The organism is Actinosynnema sp. CS-041913, from assembly GCF_050942485.1.
Lineage (GTDB): Bacteria > Actinomycetota > Actinomycetes > Mycobacteriales > Pseudonocardiaceae > Actinosynnema.
In genome coordinates this window covers 6290125-6309576 of sequence record NZ_CP192037.1, presented here as the reverse complement: position 1 = coordinate 6309576, position 19452 = coordinate 6290125, and the positions used below count along the sequence as shown (strand labels likewise).

General features: G+C 72.0%; 18 protein-coding genes. 9 read left to right on the top strand and 9 right to left on the bottom strand.

The window, feature by feature from the left end; genetic code table 11:
* Positions 1 to 175: 175 nt before the first annotated feature.
* The 3 genes from ACQPZF_RS28080 to ACQPZF_RS28070 are packed head-to-tail and all read right to left on the bottom strand — an operon-like array spanning position 176 to position 3755.
* On the bottom strand, positions 176 to 1657 hold the full coding sequence (locus ACQPZF_RS28080) for a sugar ABC transporter ATP-binding protein (protein ID WP_433261902.1): 1482 nt from the start codon (positions 1655 to 1657) through the stop codon (positions 176 to 178).
* On the bottom strand, positions 1657 to 2703 hold the full coding sequence (locus ACQPZF_RS28075; protein WP_433261900.1) for a sugar ABC transporter substrate-binding protein: 1047 nt from the start codon (positions 2701 to 2703) through the stop codon (positions 1657 to 1659). The genes ACQPZF_RS28080 and ACQPZF_RS28075 overlap by 1 nt, the downstream gene beginning before the upstream one ends.
* A gap of 26 nt (positions 2704 to 2729) precedes the next feature.
* Positions 2730 to 3755 (bottom strand): ABC transporter permease, encoded by a 1026-nt coding sequence (locus ACQPZF_RS28070; protein WP_433261898.1) that lies wholly within the window; start codon positions 3753 to 3755, stop codon positions 2730 to 2732.
* 147 nt (positions 3756 to 3902) lie between these two features.
* Between ACQPZF_RS28070 and ACQPZF_RS28065 the strand changes: the two genes are divergently transcribed.
* The 3 genes from ACQPZF_RS28065 (at position 3903) to ACQPZF_RS28055 (ending at position 6379) form a co-directional block, all read left to right on the top strand.
* Complete coding sequence (locus ACQPZF_RS28065; protein WP_433261896.1) at positions 3903 to 4709, top strand: SDR family NAD(P)-dependent oxidoreductase; 807 nt, start codon at positions 3903 to 3905, stop codon at positions 4707 to 4709.
* A gap of 150 nt (positions 4710 to 4859) precedes the next feature.
* The gene (locus ACQPZF_RS28060) at positions 4860 to 5813 is read left to right on the top strand and encodes a hypothetical protein (protein WP_433261894.1); all 954 of its coding nucleotides are present in this window, start codon (positions 4860 to 4862) and stop codon (positions 5811 to 5813) included.
* Positions 5810 to 6379 (top strand): hypothetical protein, encoded by a 570-nt coding sequence (locus ACQPZF_RS28055; protein ID WP_433261892.1) that lies wholly within the window; start codon positions 5810 to 5812, stop codon positions 6377 to 6379. Before ACQPZF_RS28060 ends, ACQPZF_RS28055 begins: the two co-directional genes overlap by 4 nt.
* Before the next feature lie 27 nt (positions 6380 to 6406).
* On the opposite strand, the gene ACQPZF_RS28050 is transcribed toward ACQPZF_RS28055, so the two are convergent.
* Both ACQPZF_RS28050 and ACQPZF_RS28045 read right to left on the bottom strand, forming a co-directional pair.
* On the bottom strand, positions 6407 to 7849 hold the full coding sequence (locus ACQPZF_RS28050; protein WP_433261890.1) for a flavin monoamine oxidase family protein: 1443 nt from the start codon (positions 7847 to 7849) through the stop codon (positions 6407 to 6409).
* Between the two features lie 156 nt (positions 7850 to 8005).
* Positions 8006 to 9727 (bottom strand): LamG-like jellyroll fold domain-containing protein, encoded by a 1722-nt coding sequence (locus ACQPZF_RS28045; protein WP_433261889.1) that lies wholly within the window; start codon positions 9725 to 9727, stop codon positions 8006 to 8008.
* A 219-nt stretch (positions 9728 to 9946) separates the two neighbouring features.
* On the opposite strand from ACQPZF_RS28045, the gene ACQPZF_RS28040 reads away from it, so the two are divergent.
* Both ACQPZF_RS28040 and ACQPZF_RS28035 read left to right on the top strand, forming a co-directional pair.
* Positions 9947 to 10732: a hypothetical protein gene (locus ACQPZF_RS28040; protein WP_433261888.1), complete on the top strand. Its 786-nt coding sequence runs from the start codon at positions 9947 to 9949 to the stop codon at positions 10730 to 10732.
* Complete coding sequence (locus ACQPZF_RS28035) at positions 10729 to 11892, top strand: helix-turn-helix domain-containing protein (RefSeq protein ID WP_433261886.1); 1164 nt, start codon at positions 10729 to 10731, stop codon at positions 11890 to 11892. Before ACQPZF_RS28040 ends, ACQPZF_RS28035 begins: the two co-directional genes overlap by 4 nt.
* Here ACQPZF_RS28035 and ACQPZF_RS28030 read toward each other — a convergent pair.
* On the bottom strand, positions 11882 to 12478 hold the full coding sequence (locus ACQPZF_RS28030) for a short chain dehydrogenase (protein WP_433261884.1): 597 nt from the start codon (positions 12476 to 12478) through the stop codon (positions 11882 to 11884). The two genes, ACQPZF_RS28035 and ACQPZF_RS28030, sit on opposite strands and share 11 nt — an antisense overlap.
* 70 nt (positions 12479 to 12548) lie before the next feature.
* Here ACQPZF_RS28030 and ACQPZF_RS28025 point away from each other — a divergent pair, with 70 nt between their 5' ends.
* Positions 12549 to 13394, top strand: a complete 846-nt coding sequence (locus tag ACQPZF_RS28025; RefSeq protein ID WP_433261882.1) for a LysR family transcriptional regulator — start codon at positions 12549 to 12551, stop codon at positions 13392 to 13394.
* A 59-nt stretch (positions 13395 to 13453) separates the two neighbouring features.
* Here the strand turns inward: ACQPZF_RS28025 and ACQPZF_RS28020 are convergent, their stop codons facing one another.
* Positions 13454 to 14881, bottom strand: coding sequence for an APC family permease (locus ACQPZF_RS28020; protein ID WP_433261880.1), 1428 nt, complete (start codon positions 14879 to 14881; stop codon positions 13454 to 13456).
* 135 nt (positions 14882 to 15016) lie between these two features.
* Here ACQPZF_RS28020 and ACQPZF_RS28015 point away from each other — a divergent pair, with 135 nt between their 5' ends.
* Positions 15017 to 15622: a TetR/AcrR family transcriptional regulator gene (locus tag ACQPZF_RS28015; protein WP_433261878.1), complete on the top strand. Its 606-nt coding sequence runs from the start codon at positions 15017 to 15019 to the stop codon at positions 15620 to 15622.
* A complete protein-coding gene (locus tag ACQPZF_RS28010) occupies positions 15623 to 16696 on the top strand; it encodes a P1 family peptidase (protein ID WP_433261876.1) in 1074 nt (357 codons plus the stop codon).
* A 156-nt stretch (positions 16697 to 16852) separates the two neighbouring features.
* On the opposite strand, the gene ACQPZF_RS28005 is transcribed toward ACQPZF_RS28010, so the two are convergent.
* Positions 16853 to 17623 (bottom strand): zf-HC2 domain-containing protein, encoded by a 771-nt coding sequence (locus tag ACQPZF_RS28005; protein WP_433261874.1) that lies wholly within the window; start codon positions 17621 to 17623, stop codon positions 16853 to 16855.
* A 64-nt stretch (positions 17624 to 17687) separates the two neighbouring features.
* Between ACQPZF_RS28005 and sigC the strand changes: the two genes are divergently transcribed.
* Positions 17688 to 18257, top strand: coding sequence for an RNA polymerase sigma factor SigC (gene sigC, locus ACQPZF_RS28000; RefSeq protein ID WP_433261872.1), 570 nt, complete (start codon positions 17688 to 17690; stop codon positions 18255 to 18257).
* Between the two features lie 64 nt (positions 18258 to 18321).
* Here sigC and ACQPZF_RS27995 read toward each other — a convergent pair whose 3' ends face one another.
* Positions 18322 to 19443 carry a hypothetical protein gene (locus ACQPZF_RS27995; protein WP_433261870.1) on the bottom strand — a complete coding sequence of 374 codons (1122 nt, stop codon included), beginning with the start codon at positions 19441 to 19443 and terminating at the stop codon, positions 18322 to 18324.
* Positions 19444 to 19452: the final 9 nt, after the last annotated feature.

The window sequence follows — 19452 nt, the reverse complement described above, 5'->3', positions numbered from 1 at the left end:
TCCCCCGGCAGCTTTTAGGGCTATCGATGATGTGGTCCCGTTGCGTGCTGTTCCCGGCTTGAGCCCAGAATTGCGTGCTTATAGAGTGCTTTGAGTCCGTGGTCACTCTTCTGCCGTCAAGCTGCGTAAAAACCGAAAGCAAAAACGGGGGACCAGCGTTCTTGGCGTCGAAGGCCTACAACGCCCCGGTGTTCATGGTGCGCAGGATGGTGTGCTGGTCGATCCGGTCACCGGTCAGTTCCGCGCACACCTTCCCCTTGTGGAACACCACGACCCGGTCGCAAGCCGACACCAGCTCGTCCAGGTCGGTCGAGCACAGCACCACTACCTTGCCCGTGTCGGCCACGCTCCGTAGCAGCGAATGGATCTCCGCGCGCGCACCGAGGTCCACGCCGCGCGTGGGGTCGTCCAGCAGCAGCACGGACGGGTCGGCGGCCAGCCACTTCGCCAGCACGACCTTCTGCTGGTTGCCGCCCGACAGCAGGCCGGCCCTGGCGTCGACGTTCGGCGGCTGCACCCGGACGCGGGCCGCCAGTTCCCTCGCCGAGTCGCGCAGCGCGCTGGTCCGCAGCAGCCCGGCGCCGGCCAGTGCCACGGGCCGGACCTGGGCGATGTTCTCCCACACCGGCTTGTCCAGCATCAGCCCGACCCGTCGCCGGTCGCCGGACACCAGGGCCACGCCGGCCGCGATGGCCGAGCGGAAGTCACGGGGTGTCCGGCCGCCCGGCAAGGTCACCGACCCCCGGCTGGGGCGGCGGATGCCGGCGATGACCTCCAGCGCCGTGGTGTGACCGGCGCCCGCCAGACCCGCCAGGCCGACGATCTCGCCGCCGGAGCAGGTCAGGTCCACCCCGGCCAGCCGGTCGGGCACGGTCACGTCGCGGAGTTCCAGCTTCGCGGCGGACGGCTTGCCGGTGGTCCGCACCGGGGTGGGGAGGTCCTGGCCGAGCATCGCGTGGACGATGTCGCCGATGTCCAGCTCCGCGCGGGGCCGGGCGTCGAGCACGGTCCGGCCCTCGCGCAGCACGGTGATCTCGTCGCAGAGGTTCATCACCTCTTCGAGGATGTGCGACACGAACACCACCGCCACCTCGCGGTCCCGCATCACCCGCAGGATGTCCAGCAGGCGGCTGGAGCTGTCCTTGTCCAGCGCCGACGTCGGCTCGTCCAGGATCAGCACCCTGGGCTCGACGATCAGCGCCTTCGCGATCTCCACGAGCTGCCGCTCCGCCAGCGACAGCGAACCGAGCTTCACGCGCGGGTCGATGTCCAGGCCGAGCTGCTTCAGGACGGGCAACGCCCGTTCCATCATCGCCTTCCGGTCCAACAGCGGACCGCGCTTCGGCTCGCGCATCGGGTAGAGGTTCGCCAGCACGTCCAGGTCGGGGAACAGGTTCAGCTCCTGCGACACCACGGCGACCCCGTTGGCCGCCGCCTGGGCCGTGCTGGCGAACGCGACTTCCGCGCCCGCCAGCCGCAGCGTGCCGGCGTCCGGCGTCACCGCTCCGGTGATCACCTTGATCAGCGTGGACTTGCCCGCGCCGTTCTCGCCGAGCAGCGCGTGCACCGAGCCGGGGCGCAGCGTCAGGTCCGCTCCGGCCAGCGCGGTGACGCCGCCGTAGGCCTTGGTGATCCCCTGTGCGGTGAGGGCGTGCATCAGTTGGCCTCCCCGATGGGACGCAGGTACTTCGACGGGTCGGCGAGCTGCTTGTCGGTCTCCGCCTTGAACGCGGCCTTGCGGGAGTCCTCGTCCTTCTGGCGGGTCATGATCTGGTCGATGTTGGCCGCGTTGACCACCAGCGAGCCGGTGTTCCACCAGCCCTTGGGCAGTTCCTTGCCGGTGCGCTTGTGGTCGGCCAGCAGCCGCAGCGCCACGTAGCCCTTCAGCCAGTGCTCAGGAGAGGCCAGCGCGAACACGTAGCCGTCCTTGACCGCCTGCAGCGCCGACACGTCGGGGTCGCACGAGCCCGCGAGGAACTTCCGGCCGGTGTTCTTCTGGATCAGCGCCAGCGACACCGCGTCCTGCGCGCCCACGCCCAGGTAGCCGATCGCGTCCGGGTGCGCCTTGACGATGTCGTTCCACTTGGTGAAGTTCGAGGTCGGCTCCGAGCCGGAGTCGAACGGCCCGGTGATCCGCAGGCCCGGCCGCTTCGCCTCGATGACCGACTTCATCCCGTCCAGCCGCTGCTGGAGCAGGGTGAGGCCGGGGATGGCGTTGCCCAGCACCACCTCACCGGTGGCGTTCTCCGGGACCTGCTTGACGAACTCCTCGCCGAGCAGCTTGCCCAGCTCGGTGTTGCTGTTGCCGATGAACAGGTCGACCTTGGTGCCCGCCGGGGGAGCGGTGTCCACCGCGACCACCGGCACGCCGAGGTCGGTGGCCTGGTTGAGCGGCCGGACGAACAGGTCCGGCGTCAGCGTCTCCAGCGCCACCCCGTCCTTGGAGTTGCGGATCGCGGACTGGAACAGCGTCACCTCCTGCGGACCGTCCACCCCGGACGGGGCGCTCAGCGCCAGGTCGACGTTGCCGGCGTCGGCCGCGCCGGCCTTCGCGCCGAACGCCATCTCCTGGAAGGGGTTCTGCGTCGAGGTGGCGTAGACGAACGCCATCTTGAGCGGGGCGTTGGCGGACGGCTCCGCCGTGCCGCAGCTTGCGACCAGGCCGGCGACGGCCAACGCCGCCACGTACCGTTGGGGACGCATCAGGACCTCATTTCCTACGCGGGGTTTCACAGTCCGAGCATTGATTCGCGCGCCCGCTGCCGGCTGCGCAGCGCGCTGTCCACCCCGACGGCCAGCAGGACGACCAGACCGGTGGCGAAGCCGCTCCAGTTCGCGGGGATGCTGAAGTACACCAGTCCGCTGGAGACGACGCCCAGCAGGATCGCCCCGAACACCGCGCCGACCACGGTCGCGACGCCGCCGCGCAGCGGCGTGCCGCCGATCACCGCCGCGGCGATGGCCTGGAGCTCGAACCCGATGCCGATGTTCGGGTCACCGGAGGTGAAGAACGCCAGGCCGAGCACGCCCGCCAGCCCGGCGACCGCGCCGACCAGCACCAACACGTACAGCCGGGTGCGCGGGATCGAGATGCCGGAGAACGCCGCCGCGTCCGGGTTGGACCCGATGGACCGCACCCGGTAGCCGAACGGCGTCCAGCGCAGCACCACGGTGAGCGCCACGGTGACCACGATGAGGATCCACACGCTCACGGGGAGTCCCAGCAGGTCACCGCCCAGCACGGAGAAGAACGAGTGCTCCAGCGGCAGCCCGGTCACCTGCTGCCCGTCGCCCAGGGCGACCGCGAGTCCTCGGTAGAGCTGCATCGTGGCCAAGGTCGCCACGAACGCCGGGATGGCGATGTGCCGCACCACCAGCGCGTTCGCGAGACCCAGCACGGCGCCCAGCACGATCCCGGCCCCGCACGCCAGCCACGGGTCGATCCCGTCCCGCATCAGCAGCGCCGACGTGATCAGCGAGAGCCCGAACATCGCCCCCACGGACAGGTCGATCTCGCGCATCGCCAACAGGAACGCCATGCCGGCCGCGAGCAGCGCCACGTACACCGAACTGTTCAGCACGTCCTTCAACTGCCCGACGGAAAGGAACGTCGGGCGCAGCGCGCCGATGAGGAGCACCAGCAGGATCGTCGCGATCAGCACGCTGCTGGACTCCGCGCGAAATACCTGCCTGCCGAATCCGACGATCGAATTTCCCCCGCTCTTCGTGGGAATACGTCGGTCAACCTCGGTCATGCCGCCTCCGTCCGCCCGGTACGGCCACCAGCGTGCGGTGACGACCGGATGAACGCTTGCCCGATGGCGAACACCCGTTGACCACCAGCGCACCGACTGTGGTCGAGGGCACAGCAAGTCGGCAGGGCATAACTAGCGTCTGCGCCCATGGGCAGCATCGAGGGCAAGGTGGCGCTGGTGACGGGCGCGGGCTCGGGCATCGGCGAGGCGGTCGCACGCAGGCTGGACGCCGAGGGCGCGCGGGTGGCGGCGCTGGACGTCGACTCGTCCGGCGCGGAGCTGACCGCGGGTCTGTTGACGCGCGGCATGGCGGTGATCGCGGACGTCGCCGACTCCGCGCAGGTCGACGAGGCGGTGCGGACGGTCGTCGAGACCTACGGCAAGCTGGACATCCTGGTCAACAACGCGGGCATCCGCGGCGGCCAGGAAGCGGACGACGCCTTCGGGCGGCTCGCGTCGCGGCTGGAGGAGGAGGCGTCGGGGACGCCCACGACGCTGCTCGAAGCGACGGTGAACATCAGCGACGAGGCGTGGCACCGGATGCTCGGCGTCCACCTGGACGGCACCTTCTACGGCATCCGCGCCGCGCTCCGGCACATGCAGCGCGGCGGGGTGATCGTGAACGTGTCGTCCATCTGCGGTCTCACCGGCTGCGCGCACATCCCGCACTACTCGGCGGCCAAGGCCGGCATCGAGGGCCTCACCAGGGCGGTGGCCCGCGACGTCGCGCCCCAGGGCATCCGGGTCAACTGCGTCGCGCCCGGCTACATCGACACGCCGCTGGGTGACGTGATGGCGCCCGTGGTGCGGCGTGACCTGGAGCGGCAGATCTCGTTGGGGCGGTTCGGCCTACCGGCGGAGATCGCGTCGACGGTGGCATTCCTGGTGGGCCCGGACGGCACCTACCTGACCGGGCAGACGTTGAGCCCCAACGGCGGCTTCGTGATCCGCTGACGGTGGGCAGCCCGGCGGTGGAGTCCGTGCGCCGCGGACTCCACAGTGGACGACCGGCCGCCGCACCGAAGTACTGAGCCGTCGAACCACGATTTCTGCGGTTGAACGATCCCGCCGGCCGGCTACACTCGCGCCGGACTTGGGGGTGGGATGACCGGCGGTGGAGCCGAGGACGAGTCCGGCGCGACGCGGAACGTCCACCACGGACCGGTCGACCGGGTGGTGCAGGCGCGGGACATCCACGGCGACGTCCACCTGACCGGGCCGAAGCTCCGCGCGTGGCTGTTGCCCACCGCCGTGCTGGGCGTCGCGGTGGTGGTGGCCGCGCTGGTCGTGTCCTGGCCGAGCGGGCCGACCGCGGCGAACCCCGACGCGCCGCCCGACCTGCGGGTGACCGCCGACATGACGCACAACGACCAGGGGCCGTGGGGTTACGTCAGCGAGTCCGCCGAGTTCCCAGGTCCCGAGCTGTTGGCCCGGCTGGCGCAGCCGATGTCCGCCGTCGACCGCACGCTGATCAAGGACGTCCGCACCCAGCCGAACGCCGTCAGCCTGCAGCAGCACACCGTCCGCTTGCACCTCGAAGGCTCGCGGGACCGGCCGGTCCGGGTGACCGACATCAGGCCGGCCGTCCGCCGCAGCACGGCCCCGCTGTCCGGCAGCCTGGTCCAGGTGTATCCCCAGGGCGGCGAGGAGTCCTCGAACGTCCACTTGTATCTGGACGACGCCTTCCCGAGCCTGATGGCGACCACGCCGGTGCCCTCGCCGCCGCCGGGCCAGTCGGGCAAGCGCGAGCCCACCGGGCCGTTCTTCCCGTCGAGCACGATCAACCTGGCGCCCGGTGAGACCCACGAGGTGGCCCTGACGACGTTCGCCCGCCTGCGTGCCTACGAGTACGAACTTGTGGTCGTCCACCAGGAAGGCGACCGGCTGCGGGAGACGGTCGTCAACGACGGCGGCAGGCCGTTCCGGGTGTCGGGGTTGGCGTGCAGTGGCCCGCAGGAGGTCTCTTACCGCTCGGCCTACCTGCTCGCCACCGGGTTCAGCGTCGGACCCGTGCCCTATCCACGGCGGTTCGGTGTCAGCTACCGGGACTGCACATGAGACGGCCGGGGAACGTGGTCCTGTGGAGCGTGGTCGCGGGGGTTGCGATCGTGCTGGCCGCCGTGTTCATCCGGCTGGAACGTGAACGCGCCGAGCCGGTGGCCGCGCCGCCGACGAGCGCCGGGCTCCCGACCACCGCCGCGCCGACGACGACCGCCACGACGATCCCGAGCGTGACCACCACGCCGTCGTGGGCCTGCGGGACGGTCGCCGGCACCGACGCCGACGGGAGGCCACTGCCCGCCGGCGCGCTCGACCAGGCCGTCCGGGTGCACGACGCCGCGTGCCGCCGCGACTTCGACGCGCTGCTCGCCGAGATGGACACCCCGTTCGGCAACGAGCCCCCGGAGCAGGCCGTGGCCGCCCTCCGGGCCGATCCCGGCGAGGTCGTGCTGCTCGCCCAGACGCTGGAAGCCCCGGCGGCCGTGGACCAGGGCGGCCTGTTCTTCTGCCACCCTGGCGGCGCGGCGGCGGTCTTCGCCCGGGGCACCCTGGACCGGCCCGGCAAGTGGTCGGCGTTCCTCCCGCCCAGTTCGTCGCTGGCCATCTCGCTGTGCGGGCGCTGAGCCACTCGCGTCGCGTCCTTCCGCCGTTCAGTCCTTCCAGGGCATCTCGTCCCGCAGTCCGGTGTGGATCGCGTAGGCGTTCTTGATCGCGGCCTTCAACGCGCCCTCCACCCAGCGCCGGTGGCGGCGGTCGCAGGCGTCGTTGGCGAACCAGACCCGGTTCACCGGCCGGATCACGTCGTCGTAGAACGCCTCGCTCATCTCGAACGCGCGGTACAGCGGTCCGATGCCGCAGGCGAACCAGTCGAGCGCCCAGTCCTTGTAGACGCCGAACTCGAAGGTGTCCCGCGCCTCGGGGTGGATCTTGGCGAGGTCCTCCAGCGCCTGCGCGACGCACTCGTCACCGGCCAGCGGCGTGTACGGCATGCTGTCCTGCTCCCAGCAGTAGGACGCGATCATCACGCCCTTGCGGAACCGGGTGTCCTGGCCCGCCGGCGGGTAGACGATGTTGCGGATGGCCAGGTCGGTCACCGTCAGGCCGTGCGTGATGCCGTACGAGCTCTCCCACCACCGTTCGCTGAACTGCATGAACAGCTTGTGCGCGCGCCCGTAGTAGGTGTTGCGGATCGCGTACCACTTGTCCGGGTCCAGCCCTTGGATCTCCATGTGCCGCAGGCTCGCGAACGGCACGGTGACGATGCACTCGTCGGCCGTGATCTCCTGCGTCCTGCGCCCGGTGCGGAAGTGCACGCGGACGTTCGTGTCGGTCTGGTCGATGGCGTGCACCTGGGCGCCGAACCGGATGTCGTCCATGAGGTACGGCTCGAACGCCCGCGGCAGCGAGTCCGCCCCGTCCTCGATGTAGACGAGTTGGCCGAACACGTCCTCGTAGTAGTGCGAGAACCACTCGACGAGCGAGAAGTGGTACCGCCCCTCCAGGTTGAACAGCGGGCCGAGCATGGCCAGCGCGCCGTCACCGAGGCCGCGTTCCTTGAGATAGCCGAGCAGGGTGTACTTGTCGTAGTCCTCCAGCAGGCGGTGCCACGCCTTGTCCTCGTCCTCGTGCTCCATGATGTCCACGAGTGGCTGGACGGTGTGCCGCAGCAGTTCGTGCGGCGTCTTGTCGGATTCGTCCGGCCGCAGGTCGAAGTTGAACAGGCCGGCGTCGAAGTCCCGGCGGCGGACGCCCTTTCCCTGGAGGTAGACGAACGTGTCCTCGTCGTACATCGGGAACGGCCGGGTGGCCAGCCCGAACTTGTCCTGGATAAGCCACTGCACCAGCGGGTGCTGGAGCGGGAAACGCATCGCGCCGAACTCGCCGTACATGTTCCCGGCGAATCCCCGGTGCGTCAGAATCCGCCCGCCGAGCCGATTCTGGCCTTCCAGGATGGTCACCTCGTGGCCGGCTTCCTTCAACAGCAGAGCGGCCGTCAAACCGGCCATTCCCGCGCCGACGACGACGATCCGCCGACGCGGCGCGGAACTGTCCGGCAATCCTTCTCTGAGCAGGTCGAGCGCTGCCAATTCCATGGCCCACATTCGCCCCGGACGACAGCGCACAGCAAGGCCCGCAGCCCGATCGGCGACGTTTTTCCCCCGGTCCGGTCACACCGGCCGCCGCGTCCGCACCGGTGCGTGACGCAGTGCTTCCGTCCGGGGGAACCCCTTTCCCGAATTGTGCGGAAACTAGCGGGCGGTCAGGAACCTGTCCCGGGGCAGGGCGCGGTCCACGACGCGCAGGTCGCCGAGCCAGCCGTGGTAGGACTTCTCGACGACCCGGTCGTACGCGTACGCGCCGACCAGCCACGGGTCGCCGGCCGTCGAGATGCCGGTGGCCGGGGTGGACGGGTTGCGCAGCAGTTCCGAGCCCTCGACGTAGAGCCTGGTGTGCCGGCCGTCGTTGACGACCGCCACGTGCCACCAGGTCTCCTCGTCCATCTCGTGGCCCCAGTTGGTGGACGAGCCTGCCTGGTTCCTCGGGAACACCGCCCACTGCAATGCGCCGCCGCCCGCCACGTTCAGCGTGCCGAGCGGTTCCCTCGGGTCGTCGCCGGTCTTGCCGGCGGCGGCGCCCGGCGCGAGTTTCGTGAACAGGCCGCACCACGGGTGGTCGAAGCCCGCGGGCAGCTTGATGAACGTCTCGATCGTGTAACCGCGCTCGAACGTCATCCGGTTCAGCGGCGCACCGTCGACAGTGGACAGGTAGCCGTTCTTGTCGAAGAACCGGCTGCCGTGAGCCGGGGAGTCGGCGTGGTGGTCGTCGGTGGCCGTGAGCGTGCCGACCTGGCGCAGGTCGTTGCCGTTGCCGGACAGGTCCTTGAGCGAGTCGGACCGCCAGTAGGCGACCGTGCCGGGCACCAGCACGTCCCGCGCGGGCCTGGCCGGGCGGACCGGCACCGGCGCGAAGCCCGCGAACCGCCGCGCGAAGTCGATCGGCACGCTGAACCGGTCGGCGTCGCCGGTCAGCTCGATCTCTCTGCGCTCCAACGTGTTCAGCGACCTCTTGGCGAGCAGCCACGGGGAGAACGTGCGCACGTCGATGGTGTTGCGCGCCAGGTCGAAGTCGTACCGCCGGATCATGGCGCTGCCGCCGTAGTAGCGGTCCTGGTAGTTCGTGATGTGCACGTGCACGTCGTTGCCGGCCGCGTTGCGCAGGACGGCACGGGCGGGCGGCCAGAAGTGGCCGTTGAGGGTGAGGAAGATCTGGTCGTTGTCCTTGATCAGGTCGTCCCACAGCCGCCGGCCGTAGTCGGACAGCTCGGCGTTCCCGGCCTCGCCCGCGTCCGCCAGCTCGTGCGTGGTCAGGATGACCGGCAGCTTCGGGTGCTTGGCGAGGACCCCGCGCGCCCAGGTGAAGCCCTTCTCCGACATGCGCCAGTCCAGCGCGAGCACCAGCCACTCCCGGCCCGCCGCCCGGAACACGTGGAAGCTGTTGTAGCCGTCCGGGCTGGCTCCGCGGAACGTCGGCGACGCGCGGAAGCGGTGCGGCCCGAACTCGTCCAGGTACGGGGTGCGCCCGCGCTGGTCGTCGGTGCGGGCGTCGAGGTCGTGGTTGCCCGCGAGCACGCTGTAGCCGACCTGCCGCCGGTCCAGCGCCCGGAACGAGTGGCCGATGCCCTCGATCTCGCTCTTCAGGCCGTTCTCGGTGAGGTCGCCCAGGTGCGCGACGAACGCGATGTCGTCCTGGCCGACCAGGTACCGCAGCGCCGCGTCGAGCGGCTCGGCGTCGCCCCGGTCGCGGTCGAACAGGTACTGGGTGTCGGGGATCACCGCGATCGTGAACCGGTCGCCGCCGACGCCGGGCCGACCGGCGGCCAAGCTGTCCGGCGCGGCGAGGGCGGGCGCGGGGACCAGGGTGCTCGCGGCGGCGGCACCGGTGCCCAGCAGGAACGTGCGGCGGGTCGTCATGCGGGGGATGCCAGGTCGGCCGGCGCAACAGGCAACAAACCAGACGTTAACCCTTGTCTCCGTTGTCCCGACAGGGCCGCCCACCGCCGACCGGCCTTTGTGGACGGAGGGTGAGCGCCGGGCTCCGGACCGGAGGGGGCAGCGGACCCACGACACGCCGACACGCCGAGCCGGTTCAGTTTCACGCACGATTTGCTGGTTTCCGGGTAGGTTTGACGCATGACGGAACAGCAGGAGGTCGTCGCGGAGTTCGGCGCCGCCGGCGTGCTCGCGGGTCTGCGCTGGGCGTACCTGTCGGCGACCACCCGGGCGCTGGAGGACTTCTCCGAGGCGGACGGCCACGACGCGGCCTGGCTCGGCAACACCCGGTTCACCCTGTTCCGCAACCGCCTGGACCGGGTCTTCCACTGCGAGCGGTACGCCGCGCCCGAGGAGGACTCGGGGCTGGACGAGCTGTACGCGAGGCTGTCCGGGCGGGACATCGACACCATGCCGCGCGTCGCGCCCGGCGCGGTGCGGCGGTCCAACCTCAACAACAGCCCCGGCTGGGCGGTCGGCGACCGGCGCTTCCTGCTCGCGGCAGGCGAGTTCGGCAAGCTGGACGAGCTGTCCTGGGCCCGGCGCAGCACGACCAAGCAGCGGGTCGCGCTGCAACGCGAGCCGCACCCGGCGCAGCCGTCGCTGTTCGAGCACTTCGCCGAGGAGGAGGTCGGCGGCCTGTTCGCGCTCGCCACCCGCAGCCTCGACCTGGACACCTTCGTGGTCGCGCACAGCCTCGACCCGGTCAGCAGGCAGGCCGAGCTGATCCTCGGCCGCGCGCGGCTCAACGCGGGCGGCGGCCCGGCGTGGACGTGGCGCACGGACGTCCTCCGGACGCCCGCCGCCGGCGGGAGCCGCCGCACCGCGAAGCCGACGCCGATCGCGCCCGACACCGCGCCGGACGCCCCGGTGCGCCTGCGTGGCCGTGCCGAGCAGCGCGACGGCCGCGCCAGCGGTGAGCGGTGAGCCCTCGCACGCCGGCGGCCGAGGTCGCCCCCCTGTTCGACGGATCCCGGCTCACCCTCGCCCGCAGGCTCGCGGGACTGCGGAAGAGCGACCTGGCGGGCCGGGTGGACAAGAGCCCGACCGCCGTCGCGGCGTGGGAGTCCGGCGCGAAGCGCCCCACCGCCGCGACCGTGGCGCAGCTCGCGCTGAGCCTGTCCGTGGACCCCGGCTTCTTCGCCGTGCGCGCCGACGACGTGGCCGCGCTGAGCGCCACGCCGCACTTCCGGTCGCTGCGCTCCACCAGCCAGCTCGCCCGGGACCAGGCGTTCGCGTACGGGCAGGTGGCGGTGGACGTGGTGGCCAGCCTGGAACGCCACGTCGAGTTCCCCGAGCCGGCCGTGCCGGCGCTGCCGGTGCCGGTGGACGACCCGGCCGGCGACGGCCCCGAACGCGCCGCGCGGCTGGTCCGCGAGCGGTGGGGGATCGGGCCGGGTCCGTGCGGGCACCTGGTGCGGCTGCTGGAGAACCACGGCGTGCTGGTGGTGTTCAGCCCGCCGCAGGCGGCGTCCGTGGACGCGTACTCGTTCGACAGCGGGCTGCGCCCGGTGGTGGTGCTCAACCCGGTCAAGCACGACTACTACCGGCAGCGGTTCGACGTGGCGCACGAGCTGGGCCACCTCGTCATGCACGGCGACGCCGAACCGGGCGGCCGGGCCGTGGAGGACCAGGCCCACCGGTTCGCCGCGGAGCTGCTGATGCCCGCCGACCAGGTCCGCGACCTGCTGCCCGCCTCGATGGGCGGCGCGGTGTGGCCGACGCTCGCGCGGCTCAAGGAGCAGTGGGGCGTGAGCATCCAGGCCCTGCTCTACCGCGCCCGGTGGCTGGGGCGGCTCGGCGACGTGTCCTACCGCAACGCCATGACGACCATCTCGACCCGTGGCTGGCGGCGCAGCGAACCGGGTCTGGTGGCGGCCATCGAACAGCCCTCGCTGCTGCCCCGGGCGGTGGAACTGCTGGCGCAGGAAGGGATCGACGACACCTTGCTCATCCGGCAGTGCCGGGTGCCCGCCGGTCTGTTCCGCACGGTCACGGCGCGGACGCCGGAGTCGCACGTGCCGGAGCGGGACGCCACCCGGGCGCGGGTGGTGTCCATCCTGGAGCGTCGGCCGCCTAGGGAATGAAGACCTGGCCGGTTTGCGCTCCTTCCACCGATCGCACGAAGGCCTGGGCGACGACCGCGAGGTCGACGGGCGGCATGCCGGGGAAGAAGTCGCCGTAGTCGGGCACGCTCTCGGTGAACACGGTGGGGCTCACGGCGTTCACGCGCTGGGGCGCGATCTCGACGGCGGCGGCGCGGACGAACGACTCCACCGCGCCGTTCGCCATCGCCGCCGCGCTGCCCGTGACGATCGGCTCGCGGGCCAGGACGCCCGTGATCAGGGTGAACGAGCCGCGCTCCGCGATCCGGGACACGCCCTGCCTGACCAGTTCGACCTGGCTGAGCACCTTGCCGTGGAAGCCCGCGCGGAAGTCGTCGGCGGTCAGCTCCGCCAACGGCTTGAACGGCACGTCGCCGGCCGCGCTGACCACCGCGTCCACCGGCCCCGCCGCGTCATACAGCTCGGCCACCCGGGAGGGCTCGGCGATGTCGTAGCGCAGGTCGCCCGCGCGGCGGCCGACGGTGCGGACCTCGTGGCCGCGGCCGGTGAGCGTCCGGTGCACGGCCGTGCCGAGTGTGCCGGAGGCCCCGATGAGCAGAATCTTCATGCCGCTGACGCTAGGGGTGGTCCACGAGGCGAGGGAAATGCTTCCCGTGGAGCACTTATGCTCGGTGATTATGAACGTGGAGCTGCGGCACCTGCGGGCGCTGGCCGCGATCGGCGACGAGGGCACCATCACCGACGCCGCGATCGCCCTGCACGTGAGCCAGCCCGCGCTGTCCCGTACCCTGGAGCAGCTAGAGCACCGGCTCGGCACGCGGCTGGTCGAGCGCACCACCCGCAGGCTCGCCCTCACCGAGGCGGGCCAACGGCTTCGGGAGCACGCGCACCGCATCCTCAACCAGCTAGACGACGCGCTGTCGGAGGCGACGGCCGGTCCGCGCCCGCTGCGCATCGGGTTCGGCTGGGCGGCGCTGGGCCGGCACACCGTGCCGCTGCTGCGCTGCTGGCGGGACACCCACCCGGACACGCCCCTCCAGGTCCGCCGCTGTGAGGATCCGGAGGTCGCGCTGCGCCGGGGCGAGGTGGACGTGGCGTTCATGCGCGCCGCGCCCGTCGACCCGACGCTCGCCGACCGCGCGCTGTACGGCGAGCAGCGGATCGCCGCCGTCCCGGAGCACCACCCGCTGGCCGGGCGGGACGCCGTGCGGCTGGCCGACCTGGCCGACCAGCCGGTCGCGCTGTGCGCCGCGGCCGCGACCACCAGCGCCGACCTGTGGCCGGAGGGCGCGCGCCCCAGCACGTTCGAGGTGCCGGGGGTGGACGAGTGGCTGACCACGATCGCGACCGGTGACGCGGTCGGCGTCACCACGGAGGCCACCGGCCACAGCCACCCGCACCCCGACATCCGCTACCTGCCGCTGGCGGACGCCGAACCGGTGACCGTGCGCCTGGTGTGGCCGCGCACCCCCACGCACCCGGCGACCCACGCGTTCCATGCGCACGTCGCCGTGCTCGGTTGAGTCAGGTGGTCGTGGGCGGACGGCTTGCGTGTTCCTCCCGCTACCGGGCAGGGAAGGGCTCAGCTCTCGTCGTCCGGCCCCTTGAGCTCCCACACGCCGCGCCGGCGCACCACCAGCAGGTAGTAGAGCGCGGCGGCGACGCCGATCCCGGCCGTGATCGCGAGGCTGGGCCGGCCGATGACCGGGTCCATCGCGTTCTGCCACACCACGTACGCGAGCGCGGCCAGCGCCAGCACCGGAGCGACCGGGAACCACGGCATCCGGTACGCGGCGTGCGCGGTGGACCCGTTGCGGCGTCCGTTGAGCACCGCCAGGCACAGTGCCGCGTACACCGCGACGATGGACGTGGCGGTCACGACGAGCAGCAGGTCCTTGTCCACGAAGCACAGCGCGGTGGCGAACACGCCGGTGGCGATGGTCGCGATCCACGGCGTGCCGGTGCGCGGGTGGATGGCGGCGAGGGCCCGGCTGACGGTGCCCGGCCAGGCCGCGTCCCGGCCGGTGCTGAACACCATCCGGGACGTGATCAGGATGATCGCCAGCACGGCGTTCAGGATCGCCAGCGCGACCGCGAGGCTGATCACCGTGTTCACCGTCGACCCCGCCTGCGCGGTGACGAAGTAGCTCATCATGTTGTCGGCGGCGAACAGCTCCTCCAGCGACGGCGCGCCGAGCAGCACGGCGGTGACCGGGATCAGCTCCGACGCGACGGTGATCGCCAGCGCCCACAGGATGGCGCGGGCGATGCCGCGGTGCGCGTTCGCGGTCTCCTCGCCGAAGTACACCGCCGAGCCGTAGCCGTTGTAGGAGAAGATCGCCACCGCCGCCGCCGCGGTGATCAGCCCGAACGCCGCGGGCCCGACCACGCCGTCCGCGCCGGCGGCCACCGGGGCGGTCAGCAGCTCGCCCAGCGGCCGGGCCGGGTCGAACAGGCCCAGCGCGCTCACCACGGCCAGCGCGATCAGCTCGATGACCAGGAAGACGCCGGTGATCCACGCGTTGAGCTTCACGTCGAACACCGCCAGCACGGTCGCGCCGGCCGTCGTCACGGCCGCCACCAGCGGGCCGTTCAGACCGGGGATCAGCACCTCCAGGTAGGTGCCGACGCCCAGCGCGATGACCGCGATGATCAGTAGCTGGGTGACCATCAGCAGGCCGAGGGTCACGAAGCCGGGCAGCTTGCCCAGCGTCCGGCCGACGATCGCGTACTCGCCGCCGCTGAGCGGGTAGGCCGACGCCAGCTCGGCGTACACGAAGGCCATGAAGACGCCCACCACGGCCGCGATCACGAAGCTCCAGAACGCCCCGCTGCCCGCCTGCGCCACCACGCCCGGCGCGATGATGAAGACCGAGGACGCGGGGGAGATCGCCGAGAGCGTGATCAGCAGGGTGCCGAGCACCTTCAGCCCCCGGCGCAGGGCCGGGTCGGGCTTCGGTACGGACGTGCGGTCGGACGAGGTGGGGGAGGGCGACGACGGATCCGGCATGGCGGTCTCCTCGGTCGGTTCTTTGACTGGTCATCAAAGAACTCGGCGAGGTCTACGTCAATACCATGTTCGGCTACGAGTGTGTTTCGGTGCACCGCACTTGCATTCTTTGAAGATCACCCGAAGAATCGGAGTATGCCGAGACCGAGCCGGGCCCACGAGAAGCGCGGTGAGCTGGTCGCCGCCGCCCGCCAGGCCGTCCTGGACCGGGGCGTGCTCGACCTGCGCCTGCGCGATGTCGCCGACCAGGCGGCCATGTCGCCGGGTTCGGTGCTGTACTACTTCCCGACCCTGGGCGACCTGCTCTACGAGGTGCAGCGGGAGGCGATCGAGCGGTTCTGCGTCGACCGCGAGGAGGCGGCCCGCCGCGAACCGGACCTGCGCCGCAGGCTGGTGGACACGATCCGGGCGGGCCTGCCCACCGGGCAGGACGACGAGCTGTGCGTGCTGATCTACGAACTCGGCGCCCACGCCCGCCGCGACCCCGCCTACGCCGCCCAGCACATCCGGCTGTGCGAACGCCAGGTGGCGCTCTACACCGCGATCCTCGAAGCCGGCGCGGCGACCGGCGTGTTCGACCTGACCCGTGACGCGACCACCATCGCGCGCGGCCTGGTGGCGCTGGAGGACGGCCTCGGTCTGCACATCACGCAGGCCGTGCCGACGTTCACCACCCCGCAGGCCGAGGCGATCCTGTTGGCCCACGCGGCCGATGCCACCCGATGCGACCTGGAGGCGTGAATGCGCGCACGTGACCTCGGACTGCGACTGCCCGGCGACCCGGGGCCGCACAACGCGATCACCGACGTGCCCGGTGTGGAAGTCGGCTACACGACGCTGATCGAGGGTGACGCGGTGCGCACCGGCGTGACGGCGATCCTGCCGCGCGGCCGGGCGGACTTCGACGTGCCGTGCACGGCGGGCTGGTTCTCGCTGAACGGCAACGGCGAGATGACCGGCACGGCCCTGCTCAGCGAGACCGGCTCGCTGCGGCTGCCGGTGCTGATCACCAACACGCACGCGGTCGGGCCGTGCCACCGGGGTGTCATCGAGTGGGTGGGGCGGGAGAAGCCCCTGGTCGCCGACCAGTGGCTGCTGCCCGTCGTCGCGGAGACCTGGGACGGCTACCTCAACGACATCAACGGTCCGCACCTCCAGCCCGCGCACGCGGTGGCGGCGATCGACAACGCCCGCCCCGGCCCGGTCGCCGAGGGCTCGGTCGGCGGCGGCACCGGGATGAACTGCTACGCGTTCAAGGGCGGCAGCGGCACGTCGTCCCGCGTGGTGCCCTACGGCGCCGACACCTACACGGTCGGCGCGTTCGTGCAGGCGAACTTCGGCTCCCGCAAGGAACTCGTGGTGGCCGGCGTGCCGGTCGGCGAGCGGCTGGCCGACGACAACCCGATCGAGGACGGCGACTGGGCGTTCCCGCCCGGCGCGGGCTCGGTGATCGCCGTGGTCGCGACCGACGCGCCCCTGCTGCCCGGCCAGTGCACGGCGCTGGCGCGGCGGGTGCCGCTCGGCCTGGCGCGCACCGGCACCACCGGGTCGCACTTCTCGGGCGACATCTTCCTGGCCTTCTCCACCGGCAACGCGGGCACCCAGACGCCGTCCGCGTTCCCCCACGGCGAGCCGGACTACGACCACCTGCGGCACGTGCCGTGGAACCGGATGGACGACTTCTTCGCCGCCGTCGTGCACGCCGTGGAGGAGGCGGTGCTCAACGCGCTGGTGGCCGCCACGACCATGGTGGGCCGCAACGGCCGCCGCTCACCCGGGTTGCCGGTGGACCGGCTGCGGGAACTGATCCGCTAGCACCCGCAGCTTGACTCCGGCGGCGGAAAGCGCTTTCCCGCGTGGGTGCATAGTGGTCGATGCGGTGGTCGGAAGCGGCCAGCCGTCTGTCGTGGTCCGGCGCGCCCGTCGCCGGCACAGGAGCGTTCGGCGGCCACCCCGGTCGGTTCGAGGTGATCAGGCCGCCCGCCGCCGGCTCACCGGCCGCAGCCTCGGCCGGGCGGGGCGTTCGGCCGCCGGCTCCGGGTAGGTGTCCTCCGCCGTCCCGTCCGGCGAGTCCGGCCGGGGGCGTGCGACCCGCGCGCCGTCCGGATCGCGGCGTCCCCGGTGCACCACCACCAGCAGCAGCAGGCCGAGCACCAGGATCGCGTGCGACGTCACCCGCTGGACGGTCGCCTGACCGGCCACCAGGTCCTGGACCGAGAACGCGCCCAGCACCACCACGAACCCCGCCACCACCGGCAGCATCCCGGTGGTGGCCCGCGGCCGGAGGGCGGTCCACAGCAGGCCCAGGCCCAGCGCCAGGTTCCAGGCGGTGCTCTCGTTGAACAGGTGGTTCCCGCTCGCACCGTGGATACCGTGCCCCGCCAGGTCCGGCGCGGCGCCGGGCCCGAGCACCTGCGCCAGCCCCAACGTGATCTGCGCGACCGCGACCCCGGCCAGCGCGGCACGCGGGTACCAGCCACGCGTCGCCTTCGGCGGAACCGGCGACGCGGGGTCCAGCACGGCGTTGTCGAGCACGGCATTGTCGAGCACGGCGTCGACCAGATCGGGCGTCGCCGAAGCGGGGCGCAGCCGCAATGACCTGGTCAACGCCGCCGCGCCGTCCTGCCACTCCCGGCACGCGGCGCACCCGGCCACGTGCGCGTCGGTGTCGGCGGCAGGCGCCGGCTCCCGCTCGTCGTCCAGCCGCGCCGACAGGGCCTCCCGACAGGTCTCGCAGTCCACGGTCATATTGTCGGCCAAGTGGGCGTAGAAGTTCCCACGGCGGGGTGCACTAGCCTGATCGACTGTGTCGATCTCACGCGGTGCTGACGACACGGTCACCACGTGGGCGTTAGCCGCCGGGTCCGGTGACCGTGCCGCGCTGGAGAGCTTCGTCCGCGCCACCCAGCGCGACGTCTGGCGGCTGGTCGCCCACCTGACCGACCCGGGCCGGGCCGACGACCTGGCGCAGGAGGTCTACCTGCGGGCCCTGCGCAGCCTGCCGGCGTTCGAGGGCCGCTCGTCGGCCCGCACGTGGCTGCTGTCGATCGCCCGCCGCACCGTCGTGGACCACATCCGCGCCACCGGCGCCCGTCCCGCGATCGCCTGGTCGGCGGACGTCCAGCAGGTGTCCGACGCCCAGCGGTCCGCTTCCCGCGCGCCGGGGTTCGAGGACGTCGTGGAGCTGAACCTGATGCTCGCGGGGCTGGCTCCGGAACGCCGGGAGGCGTTGCTGCTCACCCAGGTGCTGGGGTTGTCGTACGCCGAGGCGGCCGAGGTGTGCGGGTGCCCGATCGGGACGGTGCGCTCCCGCGTCGCGCGGGCCCGCGAAGACCTGCTGCGCGGTCGGGGCCACGAGGACATCAACACCGGCTGACGTCGGGGACGACCCGGTCCCGGCCGGAACGCGTTGTCCGGCCCGGACCGGATCGCCCGGGTGATCACCCGACCGATGTGGGCCAGTCCAGGCGGACCTGCCACTTCACGGCGCGGTAGGTGCCGTCCGCCGCGGTGGACCGGCCGACGATGACGCCGATGTTGTTCAACGCCACCGGCACACTGTACGCGCCGCCCAAGGTGCCCAGGTCGGCGGCACGGCCGTGCCGCCACAGGAACGCCCGGCGTTGCCCGGACGACGAACTCCACCCCACGATGTCGCCCGAGTCGTTGATCGCCACGGCCTCGGCCGGGCCGGGGACCTCCAGCACCACCTGACGGCCGCCGCGCCACACCGTCGCCTGCCGCACGCCCGCCGCGTCCTGCGTCCAGCCCACGATGTCGCCGCGTTCGTTGATCGCCTGGGGGTTCGCGGAGACCTCGCCGACGCCGCCCGGCAGCACGGTCACGGTGTCGCCTTCCCAGCGCAGCGGCAGGGTGGCGCGGGCGCCCACGACGACGCCGGACTCGTTGGCCGCCGACACCTGGTACCCGCCGTCGCCGGGGGCCGCGGCCAGGCGGGCGCAGGAGGTCTCCTGGCAGCGGAACGCGTGGCTGTCCGTGCCGGACATCGGCAGGTGCGTGCCGGCCACCAGGCCCCGGTCGTTGACCACCGGGACGCTCAGGTGCGGGCCGCCCCCGCGGAGGCCCAGCAGGCGGCCGTCCTTCCAGAGCGACGACGCGTCCTGGTGGTAGCCGTACGGAGACGTCGAATAGGTCATCGGCACCACGCCGTCGGCGTTGATGGCCGTCGCGCTCACCCAGCCCGCACCCTCGGGCGCGATGTCGGTGGTGGCGCCGTTGTGCCAGATCCTCGGGTGCTGCACGTACGGGCCGCTGCCGCTCAACTGCTCCAGGACGAGCACCTGCCCGCGCCGGTTGATCGCGGTCGCGTGGCCGCGGCCCAGGTCGGTGGTCTGGCCGCGGTGCCACAGCACGGCGTGTCCGGCGCTCGCGCCGGCGATCTGGCCGGCGTCGTTCACGCCCACCGGGTCGGCGCTCGTCCGACCGGGCAGCGGGGGCAGTTCGATGGTCGTCACGCGGTCGGCGGCGTGGGCTACCGGAGTGGCCGGCAGCGGCAGGGTCACGACCAGCAGCAAGGGGATGAGGAGGCGGGACTGGGGCATGGTCGCTCC

Bases quoted from the DNA above. Each gene is read 5' to 3' on its own strand.
- ACQPZF_RS28080 (WP_433261902.1), bottom strand. From the start codon at position 1,657: ATGCACGCCCTCACCGCACAGGGGATCACCAAGGCCTACGGCGGCGTC.
- ACQPZF_RS28075 (WP_433261900.1), bottom strand. From the start codon at position 2,703: ATGCGTCCCCAACGGTACGTGGCGGCGTTGGCCGTCGCCGGCCTGGTC.
- ACQPZF_RS28070 (WP_433261898.1), bottom strand. From the start codon at position 3,755: ATGACCGAGGTTGACCGACGTATTCCCACGAAGAGCGGGGGAAATTCG.
- ACQPZF_RS28065 (WP_433261896.1), top strand. From the start codon at position 3,903: ATGGGCAGCATCGAGGGCAAGGTGGCGCTGGTGACGGGCGCGGGCTCG.
- ACQPZF_RS28060 (WP_433261894.1), top strand. From the start codon at position 4,860: ATGACCGGCGGTGGAGCCGAGGACGAGTCCGGCGCGACGCGGAACGTC.
- ACQPZF_RS28055 (WP_433261892.1), top strand. From the start codon at position 5,810: ATGAGACGGCCGGGGAACGTGGTCCTGTGGAGCGTGGTCGCGGGGGTT.
- ACQPZF_RS28050 (WP_433261890.1), bottom strand. From the start codon at position 7,849: ATGGAATTGGCAGCGCTCGACCTGCTCAGAGAAGGATTGCCGGACAGT.
- ACQPZF_RS28045 (WP_433261889.1), bottom strand. From the start codon at position 9,727: ATGACGACCCGCCGCACGTTCCTGCTGGGCACCGGTGCCGCCGCCGCG.
- ACQPZF_RS28040 (WP_433261888.1), top strand. From the start codon at position 9,947: ATGACGGAACAGCAGGAGGTCGTCGCGGAGTTCGGCGCCGCCGGCGTG.
- ACQPZF_RS28030 (WP_433261884.1), bottom strand. From the start codon at position 12,478: ATGAAGATTCTGCTCATCGGGGCCTCCGGCACACTCGGCACGGCCGTG.
- ACQPZF_RS28025 (WP_433261882.1), top strand. From the start codon at position 12,549: ATGAACGTGGAGCTGCGGCACCTGCGGGCGCTGGCCGCGATCGGCGAC.
- ACQPZF_RS28020 (WP_433261880.1), bottom strand. From the start codon at position 14,881: ATGCCGGATCCGTCGTCGCCCTCCCCCACCTCGTCCGACCGCACGTCC.
- ACQPZF_RS28015 (WP_433261878.1), top strand. From the start codon at position 15,017: ATGCCGAGACCGAGCCGGGCCCACGAGAAGCGCGGTGAGCTGGTCGCC.
- ACQPZF_RS28010 (WP_433261876.1), top strand. From the start codon at position 15,623: ATGCGCGCACGTGACCTCGGACTGCGACTGCCCGGCGACCCGGGGCCG.
- ACQPZF_RS27995 (WP_433261870.1), bottom strand. From the start codon at position 19,443: ATGCCCCAGTCCCGCCTCCTCATCCCCTTGCTGCTGGTCGTGACCCTG.